Annotated in this window: 5 protein-coding genes; 3 read left to right on the forward strand and 2 right to left on the reverse strand. The window is 56.2% G+C overall.

The window, feature by feature from the left end:
* Positions 1-49: 49 nt before the first annotated feature.
* Positions 50-3,460, reverse strand: coding sequence for a TonB-dependent receptor (locus JAO32_RS14275; RefSeq protein ID WP_334241528.1), 3,411 nt, complete (start codon positions 3,458-3,460; stop codon positions 50-52).
* A gap of 44 nt (positions 3,461-3,504) precedes the next feature.
* On the opposite strand from JAO32_RS14275, the gene JAO32_RS14280 reads away from it, so the two are divergent.
* The 3 genes from JAO32_RS14280 to eda all read left to right on the forward strand — a co-directional run bounded on the left by JAO32_RS14280 (position 3,505) and on the right by eda (position 6,225).
* The gene (locus JAO32_RS14280) at positions 3,505-4,371 is read left to right on the forward strand and encodes a FadR/GntR family transcriptional regulator (protein ID WP_334241530.1); all 867 of its coding nucleotides are present in this window, start codon (positions 3,505-3,507) and stop codon (positions 4,369-4,371) included.
* A gap of 93 nt (positions 4,372-4,464) precedes the next feature.
* Entirely contained in the window at positions 4,465-5,550 is a 1,086-nt protein-coding gene (locus tag JAO32_RS14285) for a sugar kinase (RefSeq protein WP_334241532.1), read from the forward strand.
* A 21-nt stretch (positions 5,551-5,571) separates the two neighbouring features.
* Positions 5,572-6,225 (forward strand): bifunctional 4-hydroxy-2-oxoglutarate aldolase/2-dehydro-3-deoxy-phosphogluconate aldolase, encoded by a 654-nt coding sequence (gene eda, locus JAO32_RS14290; protein ID WP_334241535.1) that lies wholly within the window; start codon positions 5,572-5,574, stop codon positions 6,223-6,225.
* On the opposite strand, the gene JAO32_RS14295 is transcribed toward eda, so the two are convergent.
* Positions 6,226-7,477 (reverse strand): MFS transporter (locus JAO32_RS14295; RefSeq protein WP_334241538.1); only part of this gene is annotated, 1,252 nt, incomplete at its 5' end.

The following is a 7,477-nucleotide window of genomic DNA, read 5'->3' on the forward strand; positions in this document are numbered from 1 at the left end:
GGCGCAGAAAGGCCCTGCCAAACCAGGGCCTCTTGGGTTGAGTGCTGCGTTAGAACGAAATGCGACCGCTGAAACGAAGCGTACGGTTGCTGGTGGAAAGCACGCTCTGAATCTGACCAAAGCCGCTGTTATTCACGTCAGCAACGGGCTGTCCCCACTGCGGCGTGTTGGTTACGTCAAAGCTCTCAGCTTTGAACTGGAATTTGAACTCACGCCAGATGGGGATATTGCGTGTGATGCCCACATCCAGGTTGAAGTACCCCGGACCGCGAACGGAGTTGCGACCCACGTTGCCGTTGGCTGAGGCGTTCGGCAGCTTGGTGAAGTTGCCATTGTTCACGAAGTAATACGGATACGTTGTGGAGCCAGTGGTGTAACGCGTTCCGGACAACGTCGGCTTGGATACCATGTTCGGAACAACCGTGTCGCCGTTACCATTCTGCGAACCATCGGAGATCTGGAAAGGCTTACCGCTGTAGTAAGTGGTAATGGTATTCAGATCCCATCCTCCCAGGATGATTCCCGCAATGCCGGACTGCAGGAACTCGCGGCCATGACCGAAAGGAAGCTGGTAAACCGTCCATAACGAATTCATGTGCGGACGATCATAGCCAGAGACCGCAAAATTGCGCTTGAACAGTCCCTGCGTGCTGAACGTTGGCGTACCAAGAGTAGAATCCGCGTCCCAGTTGTTCATGTACTTCGAATAGGTATAGCTGTATCCAAACTGCAGAGACTTAAGTTGACGATCCGTAATCTGAACCTGTAGGCCGGAATACTCTTCATCTCCAAGCGGCTGAACGTTCAGAATGGTTCCGGTATAGCGTTGTGCACCGCCAGGAGCATTGGCATTTGCGAAGAGCGGACGGCTCGCAGCGCCTAGCGGGCTTACACCGCCAGCGTTGATATCGATACCCTCCACCTGACGTACATGGTGGGTGCCTACATAACCCGCACTGAGTACAAGGTCACGCATGATGTCGCGATCAATGAACAGGTTCCAGGTTTCGATGTAACCGCGACGCCATTTCTGCGGCGCAGTCTGCGTTGTGTAGTTATAGGGCAGGGGAACGATGCCGGAAGAGATATCCGGGACATTCACTGTTGGAACGCCGGGGTTCAGAGTGCCCGCGGGCGTAGTATTCATGTTTGGCGCGGCTGCATTCGCCGCAGTAAGTGAACCAGCCGGAACATAGTTATTGGCGCCGGTATTGTTCAACGTGATCAATGCAGGATACGAATCGCGGAAGAAGCGGAAGTTTTCCGGGTCCACCGTGATACCTGCACCGGAACGAATCACGGTCTTCTCATTGACGCGATAGTTGATACCAAAGCGCGGTACGATCATGCCCCATCCAACATTCTCGCCGGTATCTGTTGGGATAGAGCCTCGTCCACCAATCAGCACATTGCTCGTGGATGGATCAAAGCGGAACACGCCTGTGTGGTCACGATTCGCAAACGGATAGTACTCATAGCGAACGCCGTAATTGATGGTCAGATTGGAAGTCGGCTTCCATGTGTCCTGCGCATAGAAACTGAACGACGAGAAACGCGGTCCATTGGGCTGGAACGTCTGCACGGTTTTACCGATGGCCTGCGGCATGCCCAAGAGCAAGTCGGCAACTGCGCGGTAATAGTTGGGACCATCCGCAGTTACGCCGCTATTGTTGCCCGTTACGCCTCCAGTAAAGGTGAACTGCCCGCGTGGGCCGGCGTTATTTGCCTGTAGGTGATTGATGGCTGAGTGAACATACTCGCCGCCGAAGCGCATGGTGTGCTGTCCGCGTATATATGTGCCGTTGAGATTGGCTACGTACTGCATATCGCGGAACTGGAATGGGTTGGACTGGATATAGTTACCAAAGCTCGAGTTATTGGCAACGATAAATCCAGGTGTACCGGACTGGAACGGCGTCGGGCCATTTGTTCCGGGAATACCCAGAGTGTCGAGACCAACATTCTTACCGTAATCCGGCGCCTTTGCGGCCAGGTTGATACGAACGAAACCAGCATTCGCATCAATCAGGAAGTTTGGCGTGAAAGTGTGTGTTGCGCCAAGACCAACGTTCTGAATGGTGCCAGGTGCGCTGCCCGGCTGGCCACCGTCCCATGTGTTGCCAATAGCCGCACCCAGAGCGGGCGGATCTGTAATTTGCGAGCGCCCCACAGAGTAACGTCCGAAGAAGGTGGTCTTTGATGTGGGGTTGTAACTGACTTTCGCATCGTAGGACGAGCGGTCATACTGCAGCACTGCGCCGCCGGGATAGTTTCCGGAGGTTCCGCCTACTTTTTCCGTTGGCAGAAGCGCCAGAATCTTTTGCGCAGCACTGCTCAACCGTGCGGCCGGAATGATATTTCCCGCAAACGCTGTTCGTCCTGATCCGTTCGCATTTCCTGTTGTCGGGTCGTAGATTGTTACACCCGTCGCGGAAAAGTCACCGTTCCGCAGCGACGCCAACGGAACAGTCATGGCGCTGCCTGTCTTAAACTGTCGCAGCGAAACCTTGTTGTAGTTGAAGAAGAAGAACAGCTTGTCTTTGATTATGCGACCGCCAATGTTGCCGCCGTATTCGTTGTAGATGTTTTTCGGTGTTACCGGCGTGGTGGTGTAGCGAGTGAAATACTGGCGCGCGTTGAACTGGGCAATGGAGTTGTACTCCCATACGCCACCGTGGAAGTTATTCGTGCCGCTCTTCACGATCAGGTTGGCAGCAATGCCGCCTGCTGCACCCTGTTCCGCATTAAAGCTATTGGTTACGATGTTTGCTGATTCAATCGAATCCGTCGGTGGAATGTACGCCACAATGGACTGCAACCACGGATAGCCCACAGCCGCGCCGTCGATCTTGGTGGAGTTCACCGTGTTCACGATGCCGTTTGCTGTAACTGCCTGCGTACGCCCCGGATTGCCAGCTTGCGAGTTATTTTCCGTTGGCGGTGGAACGCCGGGAATCAGGCGATAGAGGCCCTGAAAGTTACGCCCCGCGGTGGATGTGGTGGGTAGTTCCTGCACCTGCGTGGGAGAGATTTCATAGTTCACATCAGCACGTTCTGTCTGCAACGCCGGCGGAGCCGTGTTCACGTCAACAGATTCTGTGACATTGCCGACAGTCAGTGACACGTCGATACGGCGTGTCTGGTTCGCGCTGATAGGAATAGCTTTTGAGGAGGATGTACCGAAATTGGCAGCAGTGAAGGTGATGTTGTACGTGCCGGGCGGCAGGTCGGTGAATTGGTAGTTGCCGCTGGCATCGGTCGTTGCAGAGCGTTTCAGGCCGGTGGCCGGATTCTCTGCCGAGACGGTAGCTCCCGGAACAACGGAACCGGTGGCATCCGTCACCACGCCCGTCAGGCCGCCGTAAAGCGTCTGAGCGTAGCCGGCGACAGGCATCAGGAGAATCGGCGCCGCTAAAGCGACCGAACGCAAAACGCAGGAGGTGCTGAGCTTGAAGGGCATAGGGAACCGATCCACCTTGATTAGCTAAAGCGTGCGAACTATAGATGGCCCAGGATTCCGTGGTCAACGGTTTTTTAGGCGACTTTAGACGACAGGTCGGGCGGACCTATACAATAGGTCGTCGGAAGCGCTTCCGAATGATTTGCTGGGAAGATACATATCTTCTTGGCCATACGTCGTATGGGGTGGCATACTTGCAAACCATGGCAGCGGAACGCATTCCAGTCAACACGCTCGCATCGCGGGTAACGGATTTTGTCTTCGAATACATACGGGAAAATGGCCTCTCCACGGGTGACTCGCTCCCGTCGGAACTGAAGACCAGTACGGAGCTGAAAGTCAGCCGTGGCGTGGTGCGGGAGGCATTTCACTCCCTGGAAGTGGCCGGGATCATTGAAAAAGGAAACGGACGCTCGCCCAAGGTTGGCACACTGGATAGCGGTTTCCTGACGCAACTTTTGCTACACGCCGTGTCCACGCAACAGATTTCGACTGAGCAGGTGATGGATGTCCGTACTGCTGTTGAGGTGCGATCGGCAGAATTGGCGGCTCTGCGGCGCTCTCGAGCCGATATCCAGCAGTTGCGTGCGGCCATTACCGGCATGAAGCAGTCGCTGGAGAACGCATCGGATTTTGTAGAGCACGACGTTAGTTTCCATAGCATCATCAACCGCGCTACGGGCAATCTTCTGGTGGATGTGATCGGCTGCGCTATGCATGGCTGCATGCGGCAATCCATGCGCAGCGGCATCCTTCAGCGGCGGAAAAAGACCGAGATGATCGAGGTGGTGCAGGCCCATGTGCGCATTGCCGATGCCATCGAGAATCGCGAACCAGCAAAAGCAGGTATTTGGATGAAGCGGCACTTTGCGGACGCGCGGAGGGCTCTGCGCAGGGCGCAGGTGGTCTAAATCATTTCTCCAACCTGTACGATAGGTAGTGGCGTTTTGTGAAGGGGTAAGCCCCGCAGTTCCAGATTGCGGAAGCTAGGTGAGACTGAAGTCATGGCACTCGATTTACGTTCGTCTTCTGCCTGCAGATGGGACCTTCTGAGTCTCGGCGAGGTGATGCTTCGCTTTGATCCGGGCGAGGAGCGCATCAGCCGCACACGCAACTTCCGCGTGTGGGAGGGTGGCGGTGAATACAACGTGGCGCGCGGGCTGCGACGCTGCTTCGGTCTGCGTAGTGCGGTCGTTACCGCATTAGTCGACAATGCCGTCGGCAGGTTGGTGGAAGACCTGATGCTGCAGGGCGGCGTGGACCTGAGCCACGTGCTTTGGACGGAGTTTGATGGCATCGGCAGCGATGCGCGTAACGGCATTTACTTTCTGGAGCGCGGCTTCGGCAATCGGCCTGCGATGGCCACGATGGATCGCGCACACACTGCGATCGCGCAAATCAAGCCGGGCGATGTGGATTGGGACGCGATCTTCGGACAGGAAGGCGTTCGCTGGTTTCACACAGGCGGCATCTTCTGCGCGCTGTCGGATTCCGCCGCGGCGGTGGCGCGTGAGGCGATGGAGTCAGCGAAACGCCATGGTGTGGTGGTCTCGTTTGATTGCAATTATCGGCCATCGCTTTGGCGTGATCGCGGCGGACGGCTTGCTGCCAGCCGCTTGAATCGTGAACTGGCGCCGATGGTTGATGTGCTGTTTGGGCATGACGGCGATTTGTCCGCGGAAATCTGTGAGGCATCCAGCGGGCCGCCGTGGCATGACCGCGCAAGTTATGCAGCCATGGCGGAACGGATTCAAAGCGAGTTCCCCAACATTCACGTCATTGCCACCACCATGCGTAAAGTGCGCACTGCCAATCGCAACGATTGGGGCGCATTTGCATGGATAGATGGCGTGGTGGAAGAGAGCATCCGTTTCCTGGATCTTGAGATTCTGGACCGCGTTGGCGCTGGTGATTCGTTTGCCTCGGGACTGCTTTATGGCCTGATGGAAGGCAAAGATCTGAAATGGTCGCTGGATTGTGGTGTAGCTCATGGTGCGTTAACGATGACGACGCCTGGCGACAGTTCCATGTCCACGTTGACAGAAGTCATGCATGCCATGGACGGCAAGGGAAGCGGCGTGCAGCGTTAAAGCCTGTGCGGGGAGAAAAGTATGAAGAAGGCTGAAGTTCTACAGGCGATCCGTGAAGTGGGTGTGCTGCCCGTGCTGCGTGCCAGTTCCATCGACACGGCGATGCAGCTTGCCGAAGCCATTTCCGAAGGCGGCGTTTCCGCGATGGAAGTGACCATGACGGTGCCGGGTGCTATCGAAGTCATTCGCCGTCTGGTAAAGGATCGCCCGGATCTGTTAGTGGGTGCAGGAACCGTGCTGGACCCGGAAACGGCGCGCATGTGCATCGCAGAAGGCGCGCAGTTCGTCGTAAGCCCCGCTATCAATCTGGAGACGATTGCGCTGTGCCATCGCTATTCCATCGCGGTGTTGCCCGGCGCACTTACTCCGACGGAAGTTGTCACTGCGTGGCAGGCGGGTGCGGACATCATCAAGGTATTCCCGGCCAGCGCCATGGGCGGTGCGAAGTATCTGCAATCGTTGAAGGCTCCGCTGCCGCAGATTGAATTGATTCCCACGGGCGGTGTCAATGTAAACACCGCGAAAGACTTTCTCGCTGCGGGGGCGTATGCGTTGGGGGTAGGTGCTGATCTGGTGGATGAGAAAGCATGCTTTGAAGAACGCTTGCACGAGGTCACTGCCGTAGCCGCGAAGTATGCGGGCATCGTGCGCGAATTTCGCGCTACGCAGGCATAGTTACTCCACCGAGAGTTCGACTGCTGCTGTGGCCTTCACCGGCCGCAGCAGCAGAATCAATATCCCCGAAAGCAGTAGCGATACGGACATCAACAAATAACCGGCCTTCGAACTGCCCGTAGCTCCCTGCAGATACCCCACCAGATAACTTCCCAGGAACGAACCCAGCGCGCCCATGCTGTTGATGAGCGCCATCACTTCTCCTGCAACATTGGCGGGAAGCATCTCCGGGATGATCGCGAAAAACGGCCCATATGGTGCATACATGCATCCGCCCGCGACAATGAGGAATCCGAAGGCAATCCAAAAGCTGGTATCCGCCGCAAGATACGAACCGAAGAATGCGCATCCGGCCAGCAGAAGATACGGCCACACGAAGCGCGACCGCGTCGACGCGCGATCACAGAAGTAGCTGTTGATCAGCATAAGTAAGATGCTAGCTGCATAGGGAATCGCGCTGAGCAGGCCGGTCACACCCATGCCGGTTGCTGAACCCTTATGCACCATCAGCGGCAGCCACAACACAAATCCATACACGCCGATGGACCACAGCAGGTATTGCAGCGATAGCAGAATCACATTGGGATTGCGCAATGCTGCGGCCATGTTCGGAACAGCAGGCAGCGATGACTGTTCCGCTGCCAACACCATGTTCAATTCCAACCGGCTTTCGCTGGTGGTCCAGTGCGCATCTTGTGGCTTGTCGCGAACGATGGCGTACCAGATGAATCCCCACAGTACAGAAGGCAGTCCTTCGATGATGAACGTCATCTGCCATCCAAAAGCGCGAATGATGTAGCCAGTAATGGCCGACATCCAAAGCACCGTCACCGGATTACCCAGCAGAAGAATGGTGTTAGCGCGTGAACGTTCGGAGCGCGTGAACCATTTCGTCAGCAGAATTAGCATGCCCGGCAGAATGAAGCTCTCCGCGGCTCCTAACAACAGACGATCAATCGCCAGCAGAGGATAACTGCGAATAACGCCGGTCAGCGCAGCAAGAATGCCCCATGTGCAAAGCGCAAGGGCAATCAGCAGGCGCGCGCTGCGTTTGCGTGCATAGGCAGCGCCAGGAATCTGAAACAAGAAATAGCCAAAGAAAAACAGCGATCCCAGCAGCGCGGATTGCGACGCGGTGATGTGCAGTTCATCGGCAAGCCCTGCGGCTGCGCCAAAGCCATAGTTGGCGCGGTCGACATACGCAAGGCTGTACGTAACAAAAACTGCGGGGATGATGACGAACCATCGCCGC

The organism is Terriglobus sp. ADX1 (assembly GCF_036877645.1).
Taxonomy (GTDB): domain Bacteria; phylum Acidobacteriota; class Terriglobia; order Terriglobales; family Acidobacteriaceae; genus Terriglobus.